This is a genomic window from Streptomyces sp. NPDC000880 (assembly GCF_053599675.1).
The window spans coordinates 1-25,436 of record NZ_JBSFMS010000108.1; the positions used below are offsets into that span (position 1 = coordinate 1).

20 protein-coding genes and 2 pseudogenes are annotated in these 25,436 nt (G+C 71.4%); 11 read left to right on the forward strand and 11 right to left on the reverse strand.

All coding sequences use genetic code 11. The annotated features are described in order from the left end of the window. Positions 1-152 precede the first annotated feature (152 nt). From ACWDO5_RS27425 to yczE, 4 genes are all read right to left on the reverse strand, one after another. Positions 153-527 (reverse strand): RNA polymerase-binding protein RbpA, encoded by a 375-nt coding sequence (locus tag ACWDO5_RS27425; protein WP_003959706.1) that lies wholly within the window; start codon positions 525-527, stop codon positions 153-155. Positions 528-780: 253 nt separating this feature from the next. After that, positions 781-2,127 carry an MFS transporter gene (locus ACWDO5_RS27430; RefSeq protein ID WP_450533036.1) on the reverse strand — a complete coding sequence of 449 codons (1,347 nt, stop codon included), beginning with the start codon at positions 2,125-2,127 and terminating at the stop codon, positions 781-783. Positions 2,128-2,170: 43 nt separating this feature from the next. After that, a complete protein-coding gene (locus ACWDO5_RS27435) occupies positions 2,171-2,935 on the reverse strand; it encodes a glycerophosphodiester phosphodiesterase family protein (RefSeq protein WP_450533037.1) in 765 nt (254 codons plus the stop codon). After that, positions 2,932-3,624, reverse strand: coding sequence for a membrane protein YczE (gene yczE / locus ACWDO5_RS27440; RefSeq protein WP_450533038.1), 693 nt, complete (start codon positions 3,622-3,624; stop codon positions 2,932-2,934). The genes ACWDO5_RS27435 and yczE overlap by 4 nt, the downstream gene beginning before the upstream one ends. 64 nt (positions 3,625-3,688) lie before the next feature. Between yczE and ACWDO5_RS27445 the strand changes: the two genes are divergently transcribed. Then, on the forward strand, positions 3,689-5,188 hold the full coding sequence (locus tag ACWDO5_RS27445) for an SCO1417 family MocR-like transcription factor (RefSeq protein WP_450533039.1): 1,500 nt from the start codon (positions 3,689-3,691) through the stop codon (positions 5,186-5,188). 9 nt (positions 5,189-5,197) lie between these two features. Here the strand turns inward: ACWDO5_RS27445 and ACWDO5_RS27450 are convergent, their stop codons facing one another. Then, complete coding sequence (locus tag ACWDO5_RS27450; protein WP_450533040.1) at positions 5,198-6,796, reverse strand: hypothetical protein; 1,599 nt, start codon at positions 6,794-6,796, stop codon at positions 5,198-5,200. A gap of 46 nt (positions 6,797-6,842) precedes the next feature. Next, a complete protein-coding gene (locus ACWDO5_RS27455) occupies positions 6,843-7,037 on the reverse strand; it encodes a hypothetical protein (protein ID WP_450533041.1) in 195 nt (64 codons plus the stop codon). A gap of 298 nt (positions 7,038-7,335) precedes the next feature. On the opposite strand from ACWDO5_RS27455, the gene ACWDO5_RS27460 reads away from it, so the two are divergent. The 6 genes from ACWDO5_RS27460 (at position 7,336) to ACWDO5_RS27485 (ending at position 16,661) form a co-directional block, all read left to right on the forward strand. Then, positions 7,336-7,728, forward strand: a complete 393-nt coding sequence (locus ACWDO5_RS27460) for an ankyrin repeat domain-containing protein (RefSeq protein WP_450533042.1) — start codon at positions 7,336-7,338, stop codon at positions 7,726-7,728. A gap of 245 nt (positions 7,729-7,973) precedes the next feature. Further along, the gene (locus ACWDO5_RS27465) at positions 7,974-9,392 is read left to right on the forward strand and encodes a HEAT repeat domain-containing protein (protein WP_450533043.1); all 1,419 of its coding nucleotides are present in this window, start codon (positions 7,974-7,976) and stop codon (positions 9,390-9,392) included. A 105-nt stretch (positions 9,393-9,497) separates the two neighbouring features. After that, positions 9,498-10,625, forward strand: coding sequence for a glycosyltransferase family 4 protein (locus ACWDO5_RS27470; protein ID WP_450533044.1), 1,128 nt, complete (start codon positions 9,498-9,500; stop codon positions 10,623-10,625). Continuing rightward, entirely contained in the window at positions 10,622-11,782 is a 1,161-nt protein-coding gene (locus tag ACWDO5_RS27475; RefSeq protein ID WP_450533045.1) for a glycosyltransferase, read from the forward strand. Before ACWDO5_RS27470 ends, ACWDO5_RS27475 begins: the two co-directional genes overlap by 4 nt. A gap of 278 nt (positions 11,783-12,060) precedes the next feature. Next, positions 12,061-13,068 (forward strand): SGNH/GDSL hydrolase family protein, encoded by a 1,008-nt coding sequence (locus ACWDO5_RS27480; protein WP_450533054.1) that lies wholly within the window; start codon positions 12,061-12,063, stop codon positions 13,066-13,068. Next, a complete protein-coding gene (locus ACWDO5_RS27485; RefSeq protein WP_450533046.1) occupies positions 13,065-16,661 on the forward strand; it encodes a hydantoinase B/oxoprolinase family protein in 3,597 nt (1,198 codons plus the stop codon). The genes ACWDO5_RS27480 and ACWDO5_RS27485 overlap by 4 nt, the downstream gene beginning before the upstream one ends. On the opposite strand, the gene ACWDO5_RS27490 is transcribed toward ACWDO5_RS27485, so the two are convergent. The 5 genes and pseudogenes from ACWDO5_RS27490 to ACWDO5_RS27510 all read right to left on the reverse strand — a co-directional run bounded on the left by ACWDO5_RS27490 (position 16,640) and on the right by ACWDO5_RS27510 (position 20,363). Further along, a complete protein-coding gene (locus ACWDO5_RS27490; RefSeq protein WP_450533047.1) occupies positions 16,640-17,542 on the reverse strand; it encodes a 5-oxoprolinase subunit C family protein in 903 nt (300 codons plus the stop codon). The genes ACWDO5_RS27485 and ACWDO5_RS27490 overlap by 22 nt on opposite strands. Beyond that, on the reverse strand, positions 17,539-18,168 hold the full coding sequence (gene pxpB, locus ACWDO5_RS27495) for a 5-oxoprolinase subunit PxpB (protein ID WP_450533048.1): 630 nt from the start codon (positions 18,166-18,168) through the stop codon (positions 17,539-17,541). The genes ACWDO5_RS27490 and pxpB overlap by 4 nt, the downstream gene beginning before the upstream one ends. Beyond that, positions 18,165-18,929, reverse strand: coding sequence for a LamB/YcsF family protein (locus ACWDO5_RS27500; RefSeq protein ID WP_450533049.1), 765 nt, complete (start codon positions 18,927-18,929; stop codon positions 18,165-18,167). Before ACWDO5_RS27500 ends, pxpB begins: the two co-directional genes overlap by 4 nt. A gap of 22 nt (positions 18,930-18,951) precedes the next feature. Further along, positions 18,952-19,059 (reverse strand): annotated as a pseudogene (locus ACWDO5_RS27505) (D-glutamate cyclase family protein); the annotation flags it as partial. Between the two features lie 26 nt (positions 19,060-19,085). Beyond that, a complete protein-coding gene (locus tag ACWDO5_RS27510; RefSeq protein ID WP_450533050.1) occupies positions 19,086-20,363 on the reverse strand; it encodes an MFS transporter in 1,278 nt (425 codons plus the stop codon). A gap of 169 nt (positions 20,364-20,532) precedes the next feature. On the opposite strand from ACWDO5_RS27510, the gene ACWDO5_RS27515 reads away from it, so the two are divergent. The 4 genes and pseudogenes from ACWDO5_RS27515 to ACWDO5_RS27530 form a co-directional block, all read left to right on the forward strand. After that, positions 20,533-21,249 (forward strand): GntR family transcriptional regulator, encoded by a 717-nt coding sequence (locus ACWDO5_RS27515; RefSeq protein ID WP_450533051.1) that lies wholly within the window; start codon positions 20,533-20,535, stop codon positions 21,247-21,249. A 146-nt stretch (positions 21,250-21,395) separates the two neighbouring features. Next, positions 21,396-22,979 carry a hypothetical protein gene (locus tag ACWDO5_RS27520; RefSeq protein ID WP_450533052.1) on the forward strand — a complete coding sequence of 528 codons (1,584 nt, stop codon included), beginning with the start codon at positions 21,396-21,398 and terminating at the stop codon, positions 22,977-22,979. Between the two features lie 82 nt (positions 22,980-23,061). Further along, positions 23,062-23,961, forward strand: coding sequence for a hypothetical protein (locus ACWDO5_RS27525; protein WP_450533053.1), 900 nt, complete (start codon positions 23,062-23,064; stop codon positions 23,959-23,961). Positions 23,962-23,998: 37 nt separating this feature from the next. Continuing rightward, positions 23,999-25,436: pseudogene (locus ACWDO5_RS27530) on the forward strand (hypothetical protein); the annotation flags it as partial.

The following is a 25,436-nucleotide window of genomic DNA, read 5'->3' on the forward strand; positions in this document are numbered from 1 at the left end:
GTGGTTTCTTCGGCGAGGTGCTCGCACCCGACCTGCGCGAGCCCCTGCAAGGCCGGACCCTGCCCCCGCAGGCCGCTGCTGCTGGAACTCACTGAAAGTGAGACGGCCCGCGGCTCTGTGTTCTATGACGCTGTTTGTGCGGTGTTACGCGGTCAGGCGGACTTCCGGCTGTCCCGCGGATGCACAGCGATGTTCATGGCGCCGGAACGCAGGACCGCCAGCCTCTCGGCCAGCACCTCCTCCAGTTCCTCGCGGGTGCGCCGCTCCATGAGCATGTCCCAGTGCGTTCGCGCCGGCTTGCCCTTCTTCTCCTCGGGGCCATCCCCGTCCACCAGGAGTGCCTGGGCGCCGCACGCCTTGCACTCCCACTCCGGCGGAATTTCCGCCTCTACCGAGAACGGCATCTCAAAACGATGTCCGTTCTGGCATGCGTACTCCACCGCCTGGCGCGGGGCCAGATCGATGCCGCGGTCCGTCTCGTAGCTGGTAACCACGAGGCGCGTACCGCGGAGAGCTCGCTCACTCATGAATCGTGCCTCCCGGGCTTGTCGCCCACAGGACAGGTGTCGCTGTCGTCGTCATCAGGTCAACGTCCGGTCGGCGGTAAAGATTCCCGTTCCGGGTCAAGCGTCGCCCGTCGTGCCGCCCTTGTTGTACCCACCATTGCCCGGTTTGTCACATCTGGCAGAAAGTGTCACCCAGTGATTCACTTCTTCAGCACGCAGTAACGGTCCGCCTGGCAGGCCAACGGCGTACACTACCGGCCTTTCACTTCAACGTCTAAATCCGCTCCGGGACCGGGTTGCCCGCGGCGGCCACCGCACGCCGCACCGGGACCCGCGCCAGCAGTACGAAACCGAGCGCGAAGAAGGCCACCAAAGAGATGATCGCGTCCCGATAACTGCCGGTCAGCTGGTATGCCAGGCCGAAGACCAGCGGCCCCAGCCAGCTCAGGCCGCGGTCGCTCATCTCGTACGCCGAGAAGTACTCGGCCTCCTTGCCGCGCGGCACCAAATGTGAGAACAACGACCTCGACAGCGCCTGGCTGCCGCCCAGAACCAGACCGATCGCGCCCGCCAGCGCGAAGAACCAGACTGGTTCCCTGGCCGGCAGGAAGTATCCAGCCGCCAGAATCAGCGTCCATACGGCGAGCGAGGCGAGGATCGTGCGCTTGGCCCCATGTGTTCTGGCCAGCCGTCCCATCCCCAGCGCACCCACCACCGCGAGCACCTGCACCAGCAGCACCGCGGTGATCAACGTCGTCTGGTCGAGGCCCAGCTCCTCGGAGCCGTAGATCGAGGCCTGCGAGATCACCGTCTGGACCCCGTCGTTGTAGATCAGGTAGGCCAGCAGGAACGACAGCGTCAGCGGATGCCTGCGCATGTCCCGCAGTGTGGCCGTCAACTGCCGCCAGCCGGACCCGACCGCGCCCTCGCCGCTGGGCGACACCCGCCGGTCCCGCAGCCGCCGCAGTGGCACGAGCGTGAAAGCGCCCCACCACAGGCCGGCCGACGCCAGACAGATCCGTACCGCCGCCGACTCCGACAGACCGAACGAATCATGGCCCGAGTAGACGACGAGATTCAGCACGAGCACCAGCGCGCCGGACAAATAGCCGAAGGCCCAGCCCCGCGACGACACCGCATCGCGCTCGTCCGGCTCCGCGATCTGCGGCAGATAGGCGTTGTAGAGCACCATCGACACCGAAAGCGAAGCGTTCGCGACGATCAGGAGGAACGCGCCCAGCAGATACCGCTCACCGTCGAGGAAGAACATCCCCGTCGTCGCGGCCGCCCCTACGTAGGCGGCCACCGCAAGCAATGGTTTCTTGCGTCCCGTACGGTCGGCCACCGCACCCGCCAACGGCATCAGCAGCACCGCGAGCACCACCGAGACGGACACGGCGTAGGCGAAGACCGATCCAGCCCGTACCGGAATGCCCAGAGGATGCACAAAGCCGTCGGCATCCGCGGCGGCCTTGGCCACCGAGGTCAGATACGGCCCCAGGAAGACCGTCAGCACACTCGTCGAGTAGACAGAGCACGCGAAGTCGTAGAAATACCAGCCGCGTTGCTCGCGCACGCGCTCAGTCGTCCCGGTCGTCCGGTCCGCGGTATCGCCCGTCACCCCGCGCCCCCTCGCTCGTCCCTGTGGTGCAGACGCGCGGGGTTCAGACCCAGACCCCCCGGTCGGTCAGTACCGTACGCAACGTCTCCAGATGATCGGTCATGATGCCATCCACTCCGAGGTCCAGGAGCGCCGCCATCCGATCAGCGTCGTTCACCGTCCAGACATGGACCTGCAGACCCCGTTGGTGCGCGGCCGTCACAAAACGCCGGTCCACCACCCGGATACCGTTCTGCGCCTGAGGAACCTGCGCACACACCGCGCCCATCCGCAGCGCCGCCGGAATTCCGTACGAGCGCAGCCGCAGTCCCAGCACGCCGCGCACTCCGTACGAGGTCGCCAGCCGCGGGCCCGCCAGCCGCATTGCCCGAGCCACCCGGCCCTCCGAGAACGAGCCGATGCACACCCGGTCCCACGCGCTCGCGCGGCGGATCAGGTCGACCAGCGGGACCAGCGCGGGCTCCGCCTTGATGTCCACATTCCAGCGGGCTTCCGGGAACTCCTCCAGCAGCTCCTCGAAGAGCGCCAGCGGTTCCTTGCCCCCCACCCTGGCCTGCTGGACCTCGCTCCAGGGCAACACCGCGATCTTGCCGCTCGCGTCCGTCACCCGGTCCAGCGTCGTGTCGTGGAAGGCGACCAGCTTGCCGTCCGCGGTGGTGTGCACATCGGTCTCGAAGTAGCGGTAACCGATTTCGGCGGCCCGCCGGAACGCGGCCGCGGTGTTCTCGATCCCGTCCGCCGCGCCGCCGCGGTGGGCGAAGGCGAGAGTGGAGGGATGGTCCAGGTAAGGGTGGAGTGTGCGGGTCACTCCCGCAGTATCGCCCGCCCCGGTGTCCCGCCGGCGACCACCGTGCTGCCACTGTCCTCATCACGGATGGCGAAGACGCGCAGGAACAGCTGCGCCAGTGGCCCGATGGCGAGGGCGTAGGCGACCGTGCCGGCCCCCACCGAACCGCCGAGTACGAAACCGGTCGCCACGACGACCACCTCGATGGCCGTACGGACCAACCGGATCGAACGGCCCGTGACGCTGTGCAGACCCGTCATCAGACCATCACGAGGACCGGGGCCGAACCGCGCCGAAATATACAGCCCCGTCGCCACGCCATTGAGCACGATGCCCCCGATCAGCACCCCAATCTGCACCCCGAGCCCCTGTGCGTCCGGGACCAGCGCAAGCGTGCTGTCCATCGCCACGCCGACCACAAAGACATTGGAGACCGTGCCAAGCCCGGGCCGCTGCTTGATCGGAATCCACAGCAGCAGCACAACCGCACCGACGATGATCGACACGACGCCGATCGTCAGTCCCGTCAGCTCGGCGAGACCCTGATGCAGCACCCCCCACGGCTCAAGGCCGAGCCCCCCGCGCACAAGAAGCGCCGAGCTCACCCCGTACAGCGTCAGACCGATGTACAGCTGCAGCAGTCTGCGGGTGAGATGCCTCGACACCGTGGACACAGTGACGCCCCCTCTGGTGGTTGTGGACTGATGCATGACACTCTGTGGCTACGGAACTAACGTCAACCATGGCCAATTCGAGGAAGGTGGACTGACTTCAATGACGCAGTGGACCTCTGCGGTGGGTGCGGCTCAGCTCGCCCGGCAGCTCACCTCCCAGCAGCCACGCCCGGCCGGCCCCGGCGCCCGCAAGCCCCCGGCCTACCGCGCCCTCGCCGACGGCATCCGGCTTCTCGTCCTCGAAGGGCGCGTCCCCGTCGCCGCCCGGCTGCCCGCCGAACGCGAACTCGCCGTGTCGCTGTCCGTCAGCCGTACCACCGTCGCCGCGGCCTACGAGGCGCTGCGCGCCGAAGGCTTCCTGGAGTCCCGCAGGGGAGCGGGCAGCTGGACAGCCGTGCCGGCCGGGAACCCGCTGCCCGCGCGCGGACTCGAACCCCTGCCGCCCGAGTCGCTCGGCTCAATGATCGACCTCGGCTGCGCCTCCCTGCCCGCGCCCGAACCCTGGCTCACCCGTAGCGTCCAGGGCGCACTCGAAGAACTGCCGCCGTACGCGCACACCCACGGCGACTACCCGGCCGGACTGCCCGCCCTGCGCCAGATGCTCGCCGACCGCTACACCGAGCGCGGCATCCCCACCATGCCCGAGCAGATCATGGTCACCACTGGGGCGATGGGCGCGATCGACGCCATCTGCCACCTCTTCGCCGGGCGCGGCGAGCGCATCGCCGTCGAATCCCCCTCCTATGCCAACATCCTTCAGCTGATGCGTGAAGCCGGGGCCCGGCTGGTGCCGGTGGCCATGGCCGCAGGGCTGACCGGCTGGGACATGCCCCGCTGGCGGCAGGTGCTGCGGGACGCGGCGCCGCGGCTCGCGTACGTGGTGGCCGACTTCCACAACCCCACCGGAGCACTGGCCGACGAGGACCAGCGCCGCCGCCTCGTCGACGCCGCACGCTCCGCGGGCACGGTCCTCGTCGTCGACGAGACCATGTCCGAGCTGCACCTGGACGAGGGCATCGACATGCCGCGGCCGGTCTGCGCCTTCGACCCGGGGGGCAGCACCGTCCTCACGGTCGGCTCGGCCAGCAAAGCGTTCTGGGCCGGCATGCGCATCGGCTGGGTGCGCGCGGCGCCGGACGTGATCCGCTCGCTGGTCGTGGCTCGTGCATACGCCGACCTCGGCACGCCCGTCCTGGAACAGCTTGCCGTCAACTGGTTGATGCAGACTGGGGGTTGGGAGGAAGCCGTCTCCATCCGCCGGTCCCAGGCGCGCGAGAACCGCGACGCGCTGGTCGCGGCGGTGCGCCGGGAGCTGCCCGACTGGGAGTTCGACGTGCCGAGTGGAGGGCTCACCCTCTGGGTGCGTACGGGTGGCCTGTCCGGATCCCGGCTCGCGGAGGTCGGCGAACGGGTGGGCGTGCGGGTGCCGTCCGGGCCGCGCTTCGGGGTCGACGGCGCCTTCGAGGGCTATGTACGACTGCCGTTCACGGTCGGCGGTCCGGTCGCGGATGAAGCGGCGACACGACTGGCGGCCGCCGCGCGGCTCGTCGAGACGGGAGCGACCACCGGCACGGAAGCGCCGCGGACATTCGTCGCCTGACGGCGGAGGTCAGCCCTCGGCCGGGACGGCAGCGGGCACGGGACCATGCGAGGGCGAGGGCGCGGGATCAGGCGAGGAAGCGTGCGCGGCCGGCTCGGCCCCATCCGGGTGTGCCGGCAGCAGTTCCAGCACGGCCTGTCGGTGAGCCTCGCTGGTGGCGTCGTCGTACGGGTCCGGGGTCGCCGGCACCTGAAGCCTGAGCACCGGCCCCGTACCGAGCCGTGCGTATCCGCGGCCCGGCGGGACGTCGGGCGTCGGCGTGGTGTGCGGCTTCGTCCCGAGTACCGACTCGACCTGCTCAAAGGTGGCGGGGCCCAGCACCACCCGGGCGCGGGTGTGCGTCCGCACGGTCTCGGTGAGCGAGTCCACGCTGTCGAACTGCTCGGCCACGACCACCGTCACCTGCGCCGCCCTGCCGTGCCGCAGCGGGACCTGCAGCAGCTGCTGCGGATCGGTGCGCCCGTCGGCCGCCGCCAGGTGGCCGAAGATGCTCGGCCGGTCCAGCAGGATCCACAACGGCCGCTTGGTGTCGTCGGGCGCGGGATGCCCGGCCTGCCGGGCGCGGTTCGCGGCGATCAGCCGGCGCTCGGTCTCGTGCGCGGCCCACTCCAGGCTCGCCAGCGCCCCGGCCAGTCCGCATTCGACGGCCAGTACGCCGGTGCGCCCCGTCAGGCACGCGTACTCACCGGTGCCGCTGCCCTCGACGATCAGTACGTCTCCGTGCTGCAGAGCCTGGAGAGCGATCGAGCGAAGCAGGGTCGTGGTGCCGCTGCCCGGCTCGCCGACGGCGAGCAGATGCGGTTCCGTCGAGCGCGGCCCGGTGCGCCAGACGACCGGTGGCGCGTCCCGGGTCTCCTCGCCCTCCGTGACCGGCACGGTGCGCTGCACCGCGCCGTCGTCGGTGAAGCCCAGCACGGTCTCGCCGGGCACAGTGACGAAACGCTGGGCGGCGATGGAGGTGGGCAGTGCGGGCAGCACGCTCATCACGAGCTGGTTGCCCTCCTCGTCCCAGGTGAAGAGATACTCGCGGCCGCGCCCGGACTTGGCGTGCAGCAGCTGCTCGATCCGGGCCCGGGACTCGGCCTCACCGTCGGTGAAGTACGCGGGGTAGGCCACCCGAAGCTGGGTGAGCCGCCCGTTGCCGTCGAACTCGTAGTCGCTGAAGGCCTTGCCCCATTCGCCGCCGTGGGCGAAGAGCGGCGCCGGGTCCTCGGTGACGGAGAAGTACGGCATGAGGGCCTCGTACAGAGCCTGGAGCCGCCCGGCCTCCGCGTCGTCGGGCCCGGTCCTCACCGGCGTGCGCACCCGGCCCTTCCAGGCGGCCGCGGCCATCACCGTGATCAGGGCGACCAGCGGCCCGTACGGGATGAGCGCGACCACCAGGACGCAGGCCGCGGCCAGGAACAGTGTGGGACCACGCCGTTCCTTGGGCGTGGCGGCCCACTTGCGCCCGGCCATCACGACCAGTTGCCGCAGACCACGGCTGATCGCGATCAGCGGATGGAGGACGTCCGTGGCACTGTCGGCGGCCGTGCGCGCGATCTGGCGGCTCCGGGCGATCTGTGCGCTGCCGCTGCTGAGAATGCGGGGGAATGGTCGCCGGGCCACATCGGTCTCCTGAAGGTGCTGAAGGTGCTGGGTGGGGCTGTGAGCGTCAGAACTTGATCCCGCCCAGGAGGCTGGCGAGGCTCGCGCTGCCGGCCTTGATGCTGGGGGCGATGGCGGTGCCCGCAACGAAGAAGCCGAAGAGCGAGCAGACGATCGCGTGGGACACCTTGAGCCCGCCCTTCTGAGAGAGGAGGAAGACGATGATTGCGAGCAGCACGACGCCTGAGATGGAGAGGACCATGAGAGTTCTCCTGGTTGAGGGGACAGTCACCATGAGTTGTTCCAGGATCACAAGAAGTATCCATGTGACAAAAGGCCCAAATAGGTGAATTTCTCAGGATTTCACTGCACTGGCGGACGTCACGTCACCGATCGGCGGGCACACTGCGCCGTTGCACGGCACAGTGCCTCCCCCTGTGTGTTCCTCGCCGCGGGCCGGGACGCGTCATGTCGGTGCACGGGCAGTACCCTGTCGATTCACTCGTACGGCGGCTCTTGCCGTGCACCCCAGGTCAACGCAGTGAAGGGCGGTCCATCCGATGAGTGAAGCCCCGGATCCCGAGGTGATCGAACTCGCGACCAAGGTCTTCGACCTGGCTCGCCATGGAGAGACCGAGGCTCTCGCCGCGTACATCGACGCCGGTGTCCCCGCCAACCTCACCAACGACCGTGGCGACACCCTTGTCATGCTCGCCGCCTACCACGGGCATGCCCCGGCGGTGGAAGTGCTCCTCGCCCGCGGCGCCGAGCCGGACCAGGCCAACGATCGCGGCCAGACCCCGCTCGCGGGCGCGGTCTTCAAGGGGGAGGACGCCGTCATCCGCGCCCTCCTCGCCGGCGGAGCCGACCCGGCGGCGGGCACGCCGTCCGCGATGGATACCGCGCGGATGTTTGGGAAGACAGAGCTCTTGGAGCTGTTCGGCGGCCATTGAGGGGCCGCCGAGGGGCCGCTGAGAGGGGCGCCGTAAATGTGGTCGCGGTGGCGAAATGGGTGGGTCATCATGACGTCGGGCCCTACCCCGGACTTCACCGGGGAGTTCCCCTGGGGCCACCGACGAGAGGCAGAGGAAGATGGTCTACACCAAGCGGAAGACGATGGGCGGCCCTACATGTTGCTGCGCGGCCTAGGCATCCCCGCTCCCCGGTCGCGTCGACAGCTTGATGTGAGGCTTTTCCCATGTTCGATCCAGTCATAGCGCCGAGCGGCACGCTGCTCGGCCTGCTGCAGAGGGGCCGCGGTGACGGCACGCTGCATGCGCTCGCCGCGCCGCGCGCAGAAGCGCTCGCGGCTCTCAACCATTGCGTACTGAACGATCCCCGCCACGACTGGCAGGTCGAGAACCGCTCCCTGTACTACGCACGCTTGTACCTGGATCTCCACGGGGGTCTCGATGAGATCGAGCGGCACCTTTGCGACGCCGACGACTGTCTCGACACCGACGAGGCCAGGACCGGCCTCGCGCTCGCGGTGCTCGGGCACCTCGCCTCGTACGGCAGGGACGACGCCCTTGCGCTGCTGCGGCGATATGCCGCCGGCGGCTCCAACTGGGCCTGGGCCCTCGATGAGCTCGCACTGCGCGACGACGACAGCGGCCTGTGCGCGCTGGCCGCGCCGGTCCTCGCCCGCTTCCCGGCGACCCCGGAGGGCGACGCTGAGCTGGCCGTCGCCGTACGGGACGCCTTCGAACCGCGGCCGTGGCGGCTGTGGGCAGAGGACCGGCGAGAGGCGATCGGCGCCCGCGTGCGCGCGGCCCAGGAAGCCGGTTCCTTCGACCGCTGGCAGCGCCAGCTGCGACCCACCGGGCCCCGGCCGGGCTGGAGCGTCCAGGCCGTCTTCGACTGGGCCGACCAGGGCGTCGAGCGCGGCAGCGCCCTCCATGTGCCCGCGGCCCGCTGTCTGTCGGCCGTCGCGGGGCCCGAAGACCGGACCGCGATCGTCAAGGCCGCACGCGAAGGTTCCGAAGGCGCGCGCTGTGCCGCCCTGCACTATCTCGCCCAGTCACGCGACCCCGTCGTCCTCGATCTGATCGAGGCCGCGGTGTCGGGCGGCTCCCGCACCGTCGCCGACGCCGCCGTCTCCGCGTTCGAGCGGATGTGCGGCGACGAGGCCGTCGACCGGGCCCGAGGCTGGGTGCACCGGCCCGACGCGCTCGGCGCGTCCGCGGCGGGCGTGCTCGCCTGCCGGGGCGCCGCCAAGGACGACAAGCTGGTCCTCGGCGCGCTGCGCGACACCGTACGGGCCGACGGCCCCGACGCACCACTGCTGTGGAAGCTCGTCGACGGGGCCGGACGGCTCGGCATCGGCTGCGCCGCACCCGTACTGCGCCATGTGTACCGGGAGACCGCCTCCTCGCAGCTGCGAGGACGCGCGGCCCGCTCGCTCGCCGTCACCGACGCCTCCTTCGCCACCGGGTTCGCCGTCGAATGCCTGTGGGACTGCGAGGAGACCACCAGAGAAGTCGGCGCCCTGCGCGCCGAGACCGGCGATGTGCGCGTTGCCGAGCGCTTGCGCCGACTGGCCGCCGATCCGGCCGAGGAGGCAGAGGTGCAAACCGCCGTACGCAGCAGAATCGGCCCGGACATGCCCGCAGTGTGACATTCGGGACGCGAAACAGCCCCGGCCACAAACGCTCACGGGACGTTAGCCAAGCGGAAAGGTCCACGTTGGCGCAGCCACCCCGGGCCAGACGACAACACGGGTATGCGTGTCGTCATCATCACCGAATCCTTTCCGCCAGACGTCAATGGTGTGGCGCACTGCGCCCTGCAGACCGCCCGGCACCTCGCCGCGCGCGGTCATGACCCGCTCGTCATAGCCCCGGCGGTCGCCGGGGCGGCCGTCGGCTCCGACCAGAGCGCGCCCTGCCCCGTGGTGCGCGTGCCCTCTCTGCCGCTGCCCGGATATCCGCAAGTACGGGTGGCGCTCCCCAGCCGCCGGGTGGCGGCCGCGATCGCCGCCCACCGGGCCGAGCTCGTCCATCTGGCCAGCCCCTTCGTGCTCGGCGTGCGCGGCATGGCGGCGGCGACGCGACTGGGCCTGCCGGCCGTCGCCGTCTACCAGACCGACCTCGCCGGCTATGCCCGTACATACGTGGGCGCCGGCGAAGGGGCCGCGTGGCGGCGTATCCGCACCGTGCACAGCGCCGCGGACCGCACGCTCGCGCCCTCCAGCGCCGCCCTGCGCGATCTGGAGGAGCACGGGGTCGAGCGGGTGCGGCTTTGGCCGCGCGGTGTGGACACCGCGCGGTTTCGGCCGGAGCTGCGGGACGAGGAACTGCGCCGCGAGCTCGCCCCGAACGGCGAGCTGATCGTCGGCTACGTCGGCCGTCTCGCCCCCGAGAAGCATGTCGAGCTCCTCGCCGGGGCCTGCGGGATGCCCGGCGTACGGGTCGTGGTCGTCGGCGACGGGCCCAGCGAGCCGTCGCTGCGCACCGCACTGCCCGGGGCCGTCTTCCTCGGCCGCAGGACTGGCGACGACCTCGCCCGGATCTTCGCCTCGCTCGACGTCTTCGCACACACCGGTCCGTACGAGACCTTCTGCCAGACCGTGCAGGAGGCCATGGCCAGCGGGGTGCCGGTCATCGCCCCGGCCGCGGGCGGACCGCTCGACCTGGTCGACCACGGGCGTACCGGACTGCTGGTGGAGCCGCGGGACGTGGACGCGGTGCAGACGGCGGTCGCGACGCTGGCGGGGGACCCGGAGCTGCGTGCCGCCTACGGGCTGGCCGGGCGGGCCGCCGTCGAGGGCAGGACCTGGGCCGTGATCGGGGACCTGCTCCTCGACCACTACGCCGAGGTGCTGGGCGCGCGTACGGCGGTGGCGGCATGAGCGCGCTGCGGATCGTACGGCTCGCCAACTTCGTTACCCCGGCCTCCGGCGGCCTGCGCACCGCGCTGCGTGAGCTCGGCAAGGGCTATCTGGCCGCGGGCCACGAGCCTGTGCTGATCGTGCCCGGCGACCTGGCGAGCGACCAGCTCACCCCGCAGGGACGGGTGATCACCCTGCCCGGGCCCGAGCTGCCGGGCACCGGCGGCTACCGCGTGCTGGCAGGCCGGCGGCGGCTGCGCGACGTCCTGGAGAGCATCGAACCCGACCGGATCGAGGTCTCCGACCGCACCACCCTGCGGTGGACGGGCGAGTGGGCCCGGCGCCACCGGATCCCCTCGGTGATGGTCTCGCACGAGACGGCCGACGGAGTGCTCAGGACGTGGGGGCTCTCGGAGTCGCTCGCGAGCCGGACCGCGGACCGGCTCAACCGCCAGACCGCGTGGGCGTATTCGCGGATCGTGTGCACGACGGAGTGGGCGGAGCGGGAGTTCGTCCGCATCGGGGCGCGCAATGTGGTGCGCGCGCCCCTCGGCGTCGATCTGGTCGGCTGCAGGCCGGAACGGCGCAGCAAGGTCCTGCGCGCGAAGTATGCCGCCGGGGCCGAGGTGCTTCTGCTGCTCTGCTCCCGCCTCTCGGTCGAGAAGCGCCCGGGTATGGCACTGGACGCCCTCGCCGAGCTGAGGGAACGCGGTGTGCGGGCCTCCCTGGTGGTCGCCGGCGACGGCCCGCTGCGGGCCGCGCTGACCCGCAGGGCCCGGGCGGAGGGGCTGCCCGCGGTCTTCCTCGGCTATGTCGGCGACCGCGAGATGGTGGCCGACCTCCAGGCGGCGGCGGACCTCTGCCTGGCGCCGGGCCCAGTGGAGACCTTCGGGCTCTCGGCCCTGGAGGCGCTGGCCTGCGGCACGCCGGTCGTGGCGAGTGCGTCGTCGGCGCTGCCGGAGGTGGTGGGCGACGCGGGAGCGGCCGCCGTCGACACTCCGGAGGACTTCGCCGACGCGGTACAGACCCTGCTCGCCCGCCCGGAGAACGACCGCCGCGAGGCGGCCAGGGCGCGGGCCGAACTCTTCGACTGGCAACGGTCGGTGGAGGCGTTCCTCGCGGCGCACGAGGCCCCGCCGGTGCGCGAGCGTGCACACGGAGAAGGGGTGACGACGTGACGGCGGGCCGGGGCGCCACGCTGGTGGAGCCGGGCTCGGAGGGCCAGGAGGGGGGCGAGGAGGCCCGTCGGCACGGGGCGAAGGTGCGCGTCGACGGGCTTGTCGAACTCGGTCAACGCGGCACCGGGAGCGCCTCGGCGGTCGGGGACGGCGCCCCGGTGGGCACGTACGTCTCCAGGGCTGCTGTCGTGGTCCCGGTGGTCGGGGACGGCGCGCCGGTGGGCGCGCACGTCTCCACGGCTGCCGCCATAACCCCGGCGGTCGGGGACAGCGCCCCCGTGGACGCGTACGTCTCCGGGGCTTCCGTAGCGGCTTCAGTGGTCGGGGATGGCGCGCCGGTGGGCGCGTCCGCCTCCCGGGCTGCCGCCGTAACCCCGTCCGTCAGCCAGCGCGCGCCCGGCGTTGGAGCCGTCCCCCGACTCCCCTCCCGCGCCCCCCGTTTCGCCGCTCTCGGTGACTCCCTCACCGAAGGGGTCGGCGATCGCGTCGGTGACCACTGGCGGGGGTGGGCCGCTCTGCTCGCCCCGGGGATCGGGGGCGGCGACGCGCCCGCCGAGTTCCGGAACTTCGCCGTCAGCGGGGCGCTCACCCGGGACGTCGCCGAGCGGCAGACCCCCGAGGCGCTGGCGTTCGAACCCGACATCGCCGCCGTACTCGTCGGGGTCAACGACACCCTGCGCCGCACCTTCGACATCGAGGACATGGCCCGGCAACTCGACGCCGTCTGCGAGCAGCTCGTGGCCCGCGGCACCGTGCTGCTGACCGCCTGTCTGCCCGACCCCGGCAGCATGCTCGGGCTTCCCCTGCCGCTCGCCCGCCCGCTCGCGAGGCGTCAGCGGGCGGTCAACGCGGTCGTCCACGCCCTGTCCGACCGCTACGGCGCCGTACATCTTCATACCGCTGACGCCGCCTGGGTCGCCGACCGGTCCATGTGGAGCGCCGACCGGCTGCATCCGGGCGAGCGTGGGCACCGGATGATCGCCCGGCGCTTCCACGAGCTGCTGTCCGAGCGCGGGCTCGCCCACGGGACCGCGCCCGGCGGCGAGCCGGAACAGCCCCCGCCGAGCCGGTCCGCGTCCGTGCTGTGGCTCGCCACGGCGGGCACCGCGTGGGTGGCGCGCCGCTGCACCGACCTGCTGCCGCAGCTGATGCGGCTGGCGGGCGCGGAGGTACGCCATTGGGCGCGCGGCACCAGCGCACGCCTGGACCTGAGCGCCGAGCGCGCGCTCTCGTCCGCGCTGGCCGCCGTGTCATTGGAGGGTCCCCTTGCCAGAATGGGGGAATGAGCGGGCGCTGGGAGTTCTGGATCGACCGTGGCGGTACCTTCACCGACGTCGTGGGCAGACGCCCCGACGGTCGGCTCGTGACCCGGAAACTGCTCTCGCACAACCCGGAGCGGTACCGGGACGCGGCCGTCGCCGGAATCCGGCTGCTCCTCGGTGTCGGCCCGGACGAACCCGTCCCGGCCGACCGCGTCGACAGCGTGAAGATGGGCACGACCGTCGCCACCAACGCCCTCCTCGAGCGGCGCGGCGAGCCGACCGTCCTCGTCATCACCGAGGGATTCCGGGACGCGCTGCGCATCGCGTACCAGAACCGGCCCCGGCTCTTCGACCGTCGGATCCTGCTCCCGGAGGCGGTGTACGACCGCGTCATCGAGGTCCCAGAACGCGTTGACGCCCACGGCGAGACCGTCCGCCCGCTCGACCTGGCGGCCGTCACCGAGCAGTTGACGGCCGCCCGCGCCGACGGCTTCAGCGCCGCCGCCGTCGTGCTGCTGCACGGCTACCGCCATCCCGCCCACGAGACCCGCGTCGCCGACGAGGCCCGCGCGCTCGGCTTCGCCCAGGTCAGCTGCTCCCACGAGGTCAGCCCGCTGATCAAACTGGTGCCGCGCGGGGACACCACAGTTGTCGACGCCTACCTCTCGCCGATCCTTCGACGTTACGTCGACGAGGTCGCGGCCGAGCTCGACGGCATCCGCCTGATGTTCATGCAGTCCAACGGCGGACTGCGCGAGGCCGCCCACTTCCGCGGCAAGGATGCCGTGTTGTCCGGCCCGGCCGGCGGTGTGGTCGGCATGGCCCGGACCGCCGAACAGGCGGGATTCGGCCGGGTCATCGGCTTCGACATGGGCGGCACATCCACCGATGTGTCGCACTACGCGGGCGAGTTCGAGCGTGAGCTCGGCACCCAGGTCGCCGGCGTACGGATGCGAGCTCCCATGATGAACATCCACACCGTCGCGGCCGGCGGCGGCTCCGTCCTCCACTTCGACGGCCGCCGCTACCGCGTGGGTCCCGACTCCGCCGGCGCCGTGCCTGGCCCCGCCTGCTACCGCCGCGGCGGCCCCCTCACCGTCACCGATGCCAATGTGATGCTCGGCCGCATCCAGCCCGGCCACTTCCCCGCGGTCTTCGGCCCGGACGGCGATCAGCCGCTGGACGCCGACACCGTGCGCGAGCACTTCACCGAACTGGCCGATGAGGTACGCAAGGAGAGCGGCACGGACCGCACCCCCGAAGAGGTCGCCGCCGGTTTCCTGGAGATCGCCGTACTCAATATGGCGAACGCCGTCAAGAAGATCTCCGTACAGCGCGGACACGACATCACCCGCTACGCCCTCACCTCTTTCGGGGGCGCGGGCGGCCAGCACGCCTGCGCCGTCGCCGACGCCCTCGGTATCAACACTGTCATCGTGCCGCCGCTGGCAGGGGTGCTCTCCGCGTACGGCATCGGGCTCGCCGACGCGACCGCCATGCGCGAGCAGTCGGTCGAGGCGGAACTGGACGAGGCCGCACTCGGACGCGTGCGCACACTCTGCGACGAACTCGCCGCCCGCACCCGCGCCGAACTGCGCGCCGACGCCGTCCCGGACGCCGCGATCAGCACGCACGCGCGCGTGCTGCTCCGCTACGCGGGCACGGATGCCAGTCTGCCCGTGCCGCTGGACACCGTCAGCGCCATGAAGGAGTCCTTCGAAACGACCCACCGTGCCCGCTACGCGTTCACCATGGACAAGCCGCTCGTCGTGGAGGCGGTCTCTGTCGAGGCGGTGGGGACGGCGGGGGAGCACGGCGCGTACGTCGTCGAAGAGACCGCGGGCGGCGGGGAGTTCACCCCGCGCGCCGTGGTGCGGATGTTCGTGGACGGCGAGCGGCGTCAGACGCCCCTGTACCGGCGGGCGGACCTGCAGCCCAAAGACGCCGTGGAGGGGCCCGCGATCATCGCCGAGGCCGACGCCACCACCGTGGTCGACCCCGACTGGCGCGGGGCCGTCGACGAGAGCGGGCATCTGCTGCTCACGCGCGTACGGCCCCGCCCGGGCCGGGTCGCCGTCGGCACCGATGTCGACCCCGTCCTCCTGGAGGTCTTCAACAATCTCTTCATGGCCATCGCCGAGCAGATGGGCGTACGCCTGGAGAACACCGCCCACTCCGTCAACATCAAGGAGCGGCTCGACTTCTCCTGCGCCCTCTTCGACGCGGACGGCAATCTGATCGCCAACGCGCCCCACATCCCCGTACATCTCGGCTCGATGGGCGAGTCCATCAAGGAGGTGCTGCGCCGCAACGAGGGCGTGATGCGGCCGGGCGATGTGTATGCGATCAACGACCCGTACCACGGCGGCACTCACCTCCCCGATGTAACGGTCGTGACGCCCGTGTTCGAGGGGAATGACCTGCGCTTCCTGGTGGCCTCGCGCGGCCATCACGCCGAGATCGGCGGCATCACCCCCGGCTCCATGCCCGCCTTCAGCCGCACCGTGGACGAGGAGGGTGTGCTCTTCGACAACTGGCTGCTGGTACGGGACGGGCAACTGCGCGAGGCCGAGACGCGAGAGCTGCTGACCACCGCACCCCACCCGTCCCGCGCGCCCGACACCAACCTCGCCGACCTGCGCGCCCAGATCGCCGCCAACGAGAAGGGGATCGCCGAACTGCGCCGGATGGTCGACCAGTTCGGACTCGATGTCGTCCAGGCCTATATGCAGCATGTACGGGACAACGCCGAGGAGTCGGTGCGCCGCATCGTCGCCGGGCTGAGCGACGGCTCGTATCGCTACGAGACCGACGGCGGGGCAGTCATCCAGGTGGCTCTGCGCGTGGACCGCGAGGCGCGCAGCGCCGTCATCGACTTCACCGGCACCTCGCCGCAGCAGCCCGGGAACTTCAACGCTCCCAAGTCCGTTGTGATGGCAGCGGTGCTGTATGTGTTCCGGACGCTCGTCGCCGACGACATTCCGCTCAACAGCGGCTGCCTGGAGCCACTGGAGGTGCGGGTGCCGGAGGGCTCGATGCTCGCGCCCGTATACCCGGCGGCGACCGTCGCCGGCAATGTGGAGACCTCGCAGGCCGTCACGGGCGCGCTGTACGCGGCGCTCGGTGTCCAGGCCGAGGGCTCGGGCACGATGAACAACCTGACCTTCGGCAACGACCGTGTGCAGTACTACGAGACGGTTGCCAGCGGCTCCGGCGCGGGCGACGGCTTCGACGGCGCCGACGCCGTGCAGACCCATATGACCAATTCGCGCCTCACCGACCCCGAAGTGCTGGAGTGGCGCTACCCGGTGCGGGTGGACGCCTTCGCCGTACGGGAGGGCAGCGGCGGCCGGGGACGCTGGAACGGTGGCTGCGGAGTCGTTCGCAAAATCCGCTTCCTGGAGCCGATGACGGTGGCGCTGCTCACCGGCCACCGTCGCGTCCCGCCGTACGGCATGGCGGGTGGCGAGGCGGGCGAGCTCGGCAGGAACCTCGTGGAGCGTGCCGACGGCAGCGTGACGGAGCTGCACGGCGTGGACTCTGTGGACGTCCGCCCCGGGGACGTGCTCGTGATGCGCACACCCGGCGGCGGGGGCTACGGCACGCCCGAGGCGTAGTCAGCGGAGTGGGCGGATCGAACCGGGACGAAACGCACCGGCGTCCCGGGCACGGCCTGAGCCGCCGCCGCGAGATCCCGCTCGTCGACCACCGCCACCACCGGATAGCCGCCGGTGGTGGGATGGTCGGCGAGAAAGACCACAGGGCAGCCGTCCGGAGGCACTTGGACGGCCCCCAGCACCATGCCCTCGCTGGGGAGTTCGCCTCGTACGGCGCGCTCCAGGGACGGCCCTTCGGTACGCAACCCGATGCGGTTGCTCGCCGAGGAGACCCGGTAGGCGCCTCGCGTCAGGGTGTTCAGCGCCGCGTCCGTGAACCAGTCGGCGCGCGGCCCGAACCGGACCCGCAACACCAGTTCGGCCGGCGGGGCGGGCCACGGCACGCCGCCGTCGAGCCGGGCCGGCGGGCCGTCAGGCTTCCCGAGCGGCAGGACCATGCCGTCCGTAAGGGGCTGGGGACCGAGCCCGGAGAGCAGATCGGTGGAGCGGCTGCCGAGCACCGGATCGACCGCGATCCCGCCGGCGAACGCCACATAGGTGCGCACACCGCGCTCCGCCCGACCCGCCTCCAGCAGCGATCCCGCGGCAATCCGCACCGGCGCGCCCCACGCCACCGGCCGCCCGTCGACCGTGACGGAGCAGGGCGCGCCGCCCACCGCGACGGTCACCGCGCAACGCGGCCGCAGGGCACACCCGTTGAGCGTGGTCTCCAGGACCGCCGCACTCGGGAGGTTGCCCACGAGACGGTTGACGAGACCGGCCGAGTGCGGGGCGAGCGCCCCGGAGCGCGGCACCCCCAGATGGGCATGCCCGGGCCGCCCCAGGTCCTGCACAGTGGTCAGCGCCCCGGCCCGTACGACCGCGAAGGCCCGGTCCGTCATCGGTGGATCCCCGCCCGCTGCGGCACAAAGCGCACCCGCGTACCCGGCGAGAGCAGCGCGGCGGGCTCCCGCGCCGGATCCCACAGCACTGTGTCCGTCGTCCCGATCAGCTGCCAGCCGCCGGGGGACGAGCGGGGATACACCCCGGTGTACGGACCGGCCAGGGCGAGCGCCCCGGCCGGGACGGAGGTGCGCGGGGTGGCCCTGCGCGGGACCGCGTACTGCTGCGGGAGCCCCGTCAGATAGCCGAAGCCGGGCGCGAACCCGCAGAAGGCGACCCGGAATTCGGCCGCCGAATGAATCCGCACGACCTCCTCTTCCGGCACCTGCCACAGCGCCGCGACATCCGCCAGATCGGGCCCGTCGTAACGCACCGGAACCTCGATCGCGTCCTGCACGCGCGCGTGGAGAGCCGGAATCTCCCACTGAGCCAGCTCCCGAGCGAAGTGCTCCGGCCCGTCGAGCCCGTCGAGGAGCACCGTCCGCGCGGCGGGCACGATCTCCCGGATCGCGGGAAGGACGCCCGCGGCGCGCCGACGCAGCAGTTCGGCATGGAGCGCACCGGCCTCATCCCCGTCGGTCAGCTCGACGAGGAGGGCCCGGTCGCCGACCGGAAGTGCCCTCATACGAAGGCCTCCACGCGGACCCCGACGGTCTCCAGCTGCTGTCGCACCCGGCGGGCGAGCGTGACGGCCCCCTGGGTGTCGCCGTGCAGACAGAGCGAGCGGGCACGAACCGTGACCGACCGTCCGCAGCGCGAGGTGATCACCCCGAACCGCGCCATGCTGACGGACCGTTCGACGACCGCGGCCGGGTCGGTGAGCACCGCTCCGTCCTGCCCGCGCGGCACGAGCGTGCCCTCCGCGGTGTACGCGCGGTCGGCGAACGCCTCGGTGACGACGGGCAGTCCGGCCTTCTCCGCCATGGTGTGCAGCTTCGATCCGGGCAGCCCGAGCAGCGGCAGTCGCTCGCCCGACAGCAGTACGCCTTCGACGACGGCCGCCGCCTGCTCCTCGTCGTGGACGACGCGGTTGTACAGAGCGCCGTGCGGTTTGACGTACGAGACACGTGAGCCGGCCGCCCGGGCGAAGATCTCCAACGCCCCTATCTGGTAGGCAATCTCGGCGGCCAGCTCGTCGGGTGGGACGTCCATGGGACGCCGTCCGAAGCCGGCCAGATCGCGGTACGAGACCTGGGCGCCGATCCGCACCGACCGGACCGCCGCCAGCTCGCAGACCCGGCGCATGGTGGCTGCGTCCCCGGCGTGGAAGCCGCAGGCGACATTGGCGCTGGTGACGACGGACATCAGCTGTTCGTCGTCGGTCAGCCGCCAGCGGCCGAAGCCTTCGCCGAGGTCGGCGTTGAGATCGATGGATGCCCAGGTCATGTGTTCCTCTTTTTGCTTCTCCTCAGGCCACGCGGTACTGCTCGTCGCGGGCGTCCGTGATGAACATCTGGCCCGGTGCGTGCGTGATCGCGAACGGCGGCCGCGAGGCCGTCACCGCCGCCTGCGGCGTGTCCTGCGGCCGGTCCTTCGTCCGGTTCACAGCAGCTCCTTGCCACGCGTCTCGGGCAGGCCGAGCAGCGCCACCACCGCGAGCCCGTAGCCGACGGCGCCGAGGACGAGCGCGCCGCCGACTCCCCAGCTGTCGGACAGAAAGCCGACGAGGGTGGGCAGGAACGCGCCCACGCCGCGGCCGCAGTTGTATGTGAAGCCCTGCCCGGTGCCGCGTACGGCGGTCGGGTAGAGCTCGCTGAGGAACGATCCGAAGCCGCTGAAGATCGCGGACATGCAGAAGCCGAGCGGGAAGCCGAGGACGAGCAGCAGGCCGTTCGCCCCCGAGGGGATGTTGGTGTAGGCGAGGATCCCGATCGCGGACAGCACGGCGAAGAGGATGATGTTCTTCTTCCGGCCGATCCGGTCCGAGAGATAGCCGCCGGTGAGGTAGCCGACGAAGGCGCCGGAGATCAGGAAGGTCAGATAGCCGCCGGTGCCGACGACGGTGAGCCCCCGCTCGGTCTTGAGATACGTCGGCACCCACGTTGCGAGCGTGTAGTAGCCGCCCTGGACGCCGGTGGAGAGGAGCGTCGCGAAGAACGTCGTGCGCAGCAGGTCCTTCTTGAAGATCGCGAGGAAGGAGCCGCGCTCGGCGCTGGCGGTGCGACGCGCAGCCGCCTCGGGTGCGTCGCTGACGTTCCGCCGTACGTAGATCACCAGCAGGGCGGGCAGCGCGCCCGTCCAGAACATCACACGCCAGGCGGTGTCGGCGTCGAGGAACTGGAAGACCAGGGTGTAGACGATGACGGCGAGCGCCCAGCCGGCCGCCCACGCGCTCTGCACGGCGCCGAGCGTGCGGCCGCGGTGCTTGGCACTGGCGTACTCCGCGACCAGGATCGCGCCGACGGCCCACTCGCCGCCGAAGCCGAGGCCCTGAAGGGCCCGGAACACAAGCAGAGTCTCGTAGTTGGGGGCGAAACCGCACAGGACGGTGAACACCGCATAGGTGATCACCGTGAGCATCAGCGCCTTCACCCGGCCGATCCGGTCGGCGAGGATGCCGGCGCCGGCGCCGCCCACCGCGGAGACGACCAGGGTGACGGTGGTGAGAAGACCGGTCTGTCCGTTGTCGAGACTGAAGTACGCGGCTATCGCCACCATGCTGAGCGGCAGCGTGAAGTAGTCGTAGGAGTCGAGGGCATAGCCGCCGAACGCACCGCCGAAGGCGCGGCGGCCGCGTGGACCGAGCGCCTTCAGCCATGCGAACGCGCCGGTGTCCTCGGGGAGTTCGCCCTGCTTCGACTGTGCCTGGGTCGTACTCATCTGCACCTCGCAGAGGGGGAGGAGGGTGCTGCCGAGACTGTGCGGTGAAGCCAAGGTAGGGGATTGTTGAACGATCCGACAAGAGTCATGCCGGGTCGTTCTTGCTTCTACGCTTCTACGATGGAGCTCACGCGTCGGCGAGAGCGGCCGGCGAGGGAGAGAGGGCGTTGTGGGGACGACGGAGTCCGAGAACGGCGGACTGGCGGACGATCGCTCGCTGTTGGGCCGCACCAGCACGGCGGAACGGGTCGCGGACATCCTGCGCACCCGCATCGCGGAGGGCTACTTCCCGCCGGGAGAGCGTCTTTCGGAGGACAGCATCGGCAAGGCGCTCGGCGTCTCACGCAACACACTGCGCGAGGCGTTCCGGCTGCTGACACACGAGCGACTGCTGGTACACGAGCTGAACCGCGGGGTCTTCGTGCGGATGCTCGCCGTTCAGGACGTCGTGGACATCTACCGCACCCGGCAGTTGGTCGAATGCGCCGTCGTGCACGGGCTGGGGGAGCCGCCGTACGCGCTGGAGCAGCTGGACGCGGCCGTGGCGGGCGGTGAGCGATCGGAGCGTGAGCACGACTGGAAGGGCGTCTCCACGGCCAACATCCACTTCCACCGCGAACTCGTCGCCCTCGCCGGCAGCGCCCGCACGGATGAGCTGATGCGCAGCGTGCTGGCCGAGCTGCGGCTGGCATTCCACGTGGTGGACGACCCGCGGCGGCTGCACCAGCCTTATCTCGTACGCAACCGGGCGATTTTGGAAGCCCTGCGGGCGGGGGACCGGTCGGGCGCGGAGCGGCTCCTCGCGGACTACCTCGACGACTCGCGCATGCAACTGGTCGAGACGTACGCGCACCTCGTCGCCGAGGAGGGCGCCGACGGAGCGTAGGTGGAGCGGGAACAGTTCGGGCGGGACGGAGCGGGGCGGCTCGGGCAGGGCGGAGCGCGGTGGGCCGGGCGGGGACGGGGCGCGATGGGCCGGTCGCTTCTGCGCAGTTTCGACCGTTGTCAGTGCGAGGACCTAATCTGTGCAGCGTGACTTCGCCTGCCTCGACGGACTTCGTTCCGCCCCAGCTCAGCGCGGGGCCGCGGCCCGCGCAGGGCCCGGCCGCCGACGAAGGGCTCGCGCGGCGGCTGCGCGCGCTCGCGTGCACCGCGCCGCTGCACGACCTCGACACCCGCAAGGCGAATCTCGCGGGGGAGTACACCGTGTACGCGATGGCTGAGGTCGCCCTCGCGGCGATCGACCTCGTCACGCTGAACATGGACTTCGACACCGGCGCCGATCACGACCAGATAGTGGCGAGGCTGCTCCCGCGCGTCGCCGCCCAGGCCCCGCGGCGCCCGGTCGCCGAGCACGGGCGGGTCGCCCGCTGGGTCCTGGACAACCTGATCAACGTCGGCAGTGTGGACCGCGGATTCCGCGCGGTGTACGGCACGTTCGGCCCCGACGGCGTTTACACCCGGCGTGACTACGACTTCAAGCTCATCGAGGAAGTGCCGGGATACGGCGGCAGCGTCTATCTCCGTACGACCGACGAAGCGGTCAACGTCCTGGTCGGCGCGCTCGACACGGACGTCACCAGCGCGCAGATCGCGGCCGAGGTGAAGCTGGAGGTCCTGATCAGCAGGGGTCGCCTCGCCGATGCCCAGCTCGCGGCCGAGCAGGCCAGGTACCGCACCGTTCAGTACGCCGAGACGCTGCGCAGAGCGCTGGAGGCGACCCGGCGCAATGTGCGGGCCGTCGACTGGCTCAACGCGGTGCCCGACATGATCGCCGAAGCGCTCGACCATGTCGCCGACCGCTACCGCCATGAGAACGCGATCCTGACGAACATCCGCAAGGCGCGGGACGAGGCCGAAGACCCCGAGCGCAAGCGGCGCGCCGCTGAGCTCGTCGACATCGTCAAGGACTGCATCCGCCGCCACACCCAGCTCCAGTCCCGACTGCTCGAGGCCGGCCCGCTGTTCCGCGCCGAACAGGACCGCCAGGCCTTCGCCCGCCCCACCGCCCGGACCGGGCTCGATCTGTACGGGCAACTGGTCGCTCCGATCCTGCCGCTCGCCGTGGAGGCGGCGATCCGGGTCACGGACGCGTTCTTCGCCCGCGGGACCGGTTTGCGTACGCCGTCGTCCGTACGGGTCGGTGACCTGGTCGACATGCTGCTCACCCCGCCGATGGAGCGCGAGCATCTGGGCGCGGAGATGCCCGAGCCGGATCTGATCGCCACGCCCGACGACAGCCGCTTCAGCGAAGGGCAGCTGGCGAGCGCGATGGAACTGCTCGACCTGGAGTACGACGCGCCGCGCCGCCTCTCGGGACTGCTCGCCGAGGCCCGCCGCCGCGATCCCGAACTGCCGTATCTGGTCGCCCTGCTGGCCGTTCACGCGGCGAGCCCACCGGTCGGCACAGCCTACCGCCAGGGCGAGAAGCGGCTGCTGTTCGCCGTCGACGACGGCACCGAACTGGAGGACCCGGAATTCGGCGGGGCGGACCTGATCGTGGGCACGGCACTGCTGGACGCGGCGGGCATGGCGGCCCGCACGGAAGTTCCAGCCCCGTCGGCGTTTGAGGCGCGGGGTCTGGGGCGGAGCCCCAGTTCGGGAAGGGGCGGGTAGGGGAGAGGCCCGCCGCAGGCGTCCCGCCCCGACCCGTTGCCCAGCCTTCCCCACCTCAGAAGTTCCGCAGCAAGGAGCACCAGTGACCGACCACCACGCCGAACAGCACGCGTGGCGTGAGCCGGACGTCCACGAGGCGTCGGTCCCGGCCACCCCGGCCGCCGTCACACCCGCCGACGCCGCCGACGCCGCGCGGCTCGTCTCCTTCGGACTGCAGCCCAAGCTGCTGCCCGCGCGCGACGCCGAATACGCCGAGCTGCTCCGCCGCTACCGCGAAGAGACCGCCTTCGCCCGGCTCGCCGACGCCGTCGCCACCGGCCTCGGGCTCGTCGTCCTCGAAGTCTCCCCGCGCGCCGGCGTGGCCGTCACCGCCGGTGAGGATTCCGTCTTCGCCGTCCGCATGGGCGACTACGCCCGCCGTGCGTCCGCCGACTCCGCGGACCGCTTCCTGCACGGCCTGGCCCATCTCGCCGTCGCCGCGATGGCGTTCCCCCGCCCCGAGGACCTCGCCGACGACGGCTATATCGGCCGCATAACGGTCAACGGCGTCGACGCGTTCGTCCGCCAGGCCTGTCGCCGCCTGGAGGAGCGCGCCGACGCGCAGGGCGAGAACACCGACCCCGCCACCGGCGCCCCCGGCCTGGAAGCCGCCTGGAGGGTCTACGCACGCCGCAGCGCCACCGGCGCCACCAAGGACGCGCGACGCCTGGCCGGATCCACCACCGGCATCGTCGGCAAGGCGGTCGCCTTCCTCACCGACTCCGGCTTCCTCCAGCGGACCGGTGACGACGCGGGAGGCGCGTACCGCACCACCGCCCGCTACCAACTGCAGGTGCGCGACATGGCGGGCAGCGCCGCCATGGCCGAGCTCATCGAGCTCGGCGTCGTACCGGTCAGCGACGGCAACGCCACGCTCGTGCCCCCGCCCGACGCGGACGACCTGGAGCTGGCGGCCGACGCCGGCCTGCCCTTCCACGCCTGATCCCGTACCTCCCTGCCAACTACGAGAGTCCGCCGCCATGTACGAGCTGTCCCGGGTCCGCCTCTACTCCATCGGGCCTGCCGGTGCGCGCTATGCAGACACCGTGCTGGACCTGCGTGGAGTCGGCGAGCCGGTGCCCCACCCCGCCCCCACACAGGCGGAGTTCTTCGAGGAGGAGCCGGTCGGCCCGCCGCGCCGCCCCGCGCCGGCCGGCGTGCTTTTCCTGGAGAACGGCGGCGGCAAGTCCGTACTGCTGAAGCTGATCTTCTCGGTGATGCTGCCCGGCCACCGCAACACCCTCGGCGGTGCCAGCTCCGGCGTGCTGCGCAAGTTCCTGCTCGCCGACGACTGCGGACATGTCGCCCTGGAGTGGCAGCACACGCTCACCGGCGAGCTGGTGGTGGTCGGCAAGGTCAGTGAGTGGCGGGGCCGCCAGGTCTCGGGCGACCCGCGGAAGTTCGCGGAAGCCTGGTACTCCTTCCGGCCAGGACCGGGGCTCAGCCTGGACTCTCTGCCGGTGGCCGAATCGATCGCTGTCCGTCCGCCTGTCGAGGGCGCGTCGGGCGCGCAGGGCCGCCGCCGCACGATGAAGGGATTCCGGGACGCCATCACCGAGGCGGGCAAGGCGTATCCGCACCTCGATGTGTACTGGGAGGAGATCCACGACCGCTGGAACGAACACCTTGGCGATGTGGGTCTCGACCCCGAACTGTTCCGCTACCAGCGGGAGATGAATGCGGACGAGGGCGAGGCGGCCGGACTCTTCGCCGTCAAGAAGGACTCCGACTTCACCGATCTGCTGCTGCGGGCCGTCACCGACACCCGCGACACGGACGGACTCGCCGACCTCGTCAGCAGCTTCGGCAACAAGCTCGGCCGCCGCGCCGAACTCACCGCGGAACGCGACTTCACGGCCGGCTCGGTCGATCTGCTCGGCCGGATCGTGGAAGCGGCCGATGCCCGGGCCAAGGCCCGCGACATCCACGCGGGCGCCGAGCGCCGTACGCGCACGCTGGCCCGTCGGCTCTCCGCCCGCGCCGCCCAGGAACGGGGCCGTACGGCTGACCTCGCCCAGCAGGTCACTGCCGCCGCGCACACCGTTACCGAGGCCGAGCAGGCTCGCAGCCGCAGCTCGCTGATCGCCGCGGAACTGGCCTACCGGCACGCCTCGTTGGCGCTGGCCGTCGCGGAGAAGGGCGCGGCGGCGCAGCGGCGTGAGCTGGCCGACGCGCGTACGCTGCACTCCGCCTGGCAGGCCGCGGAAGCCGTACTGCGCCACCGCGCCGCCGCCGACCGCTCCGCGCGCGTCGCCGCGGCCATCCGAGAGGCCGAACGGGACGCCGCCCCGGCGCTCGCCGCCCGCGCCAAGGCCGCAGCCGACCTCGTCCGCGCGCTTCTGGTCGGCCTTGCGCGGGTCAACACCCAGACGCATGGCGACCTCGACGGTGCCGTCGAACTTGGTGGCGGTGGTGTCC